The sequence below is a fragment of the Microcoleus sp. S13_C5 genome, assembly GCF_036700845.1.
GTDB lineage: Bacteria > Cyanobacteriota > Cyanobacteriia > Cyanobacteriales > Microcoleaceae > Microcoleus.
Genome location: NZ_JAUBPR010000292.1, coordinates 1 through 1,285 on the forward strand (window position 1 = coordinate 1; position 1,285 = coordinate 1,285).

A 1,285-nucleotide genomic window follows, 5' to 3' on the forward strand; every position below is an offset into this window, starting at 1 on the left:
TACGTAAATACCACATTTTTTATATTTGTCTTTTTGTCAAGTACAATTTATACTAAATTAGATGAGCTTACCCTGGTCAGATATTGGCCAGGCACTAGGGGAAACTGCGGCAATTTTGAAGGGCTTGGAAATTGAGGATTTAGCTAACCTACCTCAAATGACCGATGCCTATAAACTAGCAGCCATGAGAGTTTTATCAAGTATCTTTTCTCCTGCATACCTTGCTGCGCCAGAACTGGTACCCTTGACGGTGTGCAAACAAATAAATTTATCCGTCGAATATGGTAATGCTTCTGTTTCTCCGTTTGCTTATGGCAATTATGGTCTTCTTCTTTGTGCCATTGTGGGAGATATTGATTCAGGCTATCAGTTTGGTCAATTGGCTTTAACTCTACTATCAAAGTTAAATGCTCAAGAAATCAAAGCCAAGACAATCTTCATTGTAAATACACTCATCCGACATTGGAAAGAGCATCTGAGAGAAACCTTAGAGCCTTTGGTGTCAGGTTACTCTAGCGGAATGGAAACAGGAGACTTAGAATATAGTGCCTATGGTCTAGTTATGTACTCCGGTTTTGCTTACTTTAGCGGTCAAGAACTGACTGTTCTTGAAAGAGAGATAGCAATCAACAGAGATGCTATTCATAAAATCAAGCAAGAGACCTCAATTAATTATATAGAAGCCCATTGGCAGGCTACCTTAAATATGCTTGGGAAAAGTGAAAATCCCTCACTTTTAAAAGGTGAAGCCTGTGATGAGCAGATGAGATTGCCACTGCACGAGCAAGCAAATGACAAATTGGGACTTGCCTACATATATTGGCCCAAACTTTTACTTAGTTATTGGTTTGAAAATTACTCAGAAGCGATTGAAAATAGTGCCATAGCAGAGAAGTATTTAAATGCAGTGGTAGGAATGCCTCTTGTTCCTCTATTCTATTTTTACGATTCTTTAGTACGGCTAGCGGTGTATGCCAATAGCCAAGAATCTGAACAACAGAAAATTCTCGTTCGCGTACAAGCTAATCAAGAAAAAATGCAGAAATGGGCGCATCATGCCCCAATGAATCATCTGCATAAATTCTATCTAGTAGAGGCAGAGCGGCATCGGGTTTTAGGGGGAAAAATAGAGGCGATTGAGATGTACGACAAAGCTATTACCCTCGCCCAAGAAAACGAATACATCAACGAAGAAGCTCTGGCTAACGAACTAGTACAGCTCGGCGTAAGTAGACAGACTATATTTGTGGTAGAATAACATAGTTAGTTTAGACCAGTTCCGGTA

At 39.8% G+C, this 1,285-nt stretch carries 1 protein-coding gene; it reads left to right on the forward strand.

What is annotated here, in order from left to right:
- The first annotated feature begins 61 nt into the window (after window positions 1–61).
- On the forward strand, window positions 62–1,258 hold the full coding sequence (locus QUA04_RS29670; RefSeq protein ID WP_333264388.1) for a hypothetical protein: 1,197 nt from the start codon (window positions 62–64) through the stop codon (window positions 1,256–1,258).
- The last annotated feature ends 27 nt before the right edge of the window (window positions 1,259–1,285 follow it).

What these genes read in the sequence shown, in the direction of transcription:
- QUA04_RS29670 (WP_333264388.1), top strand. Translation starts at nt 62, where the DNA reads ATGAGCTTACCCTGGTCAGATATTGGCCAGGCACTAGGGGAAACTGCG.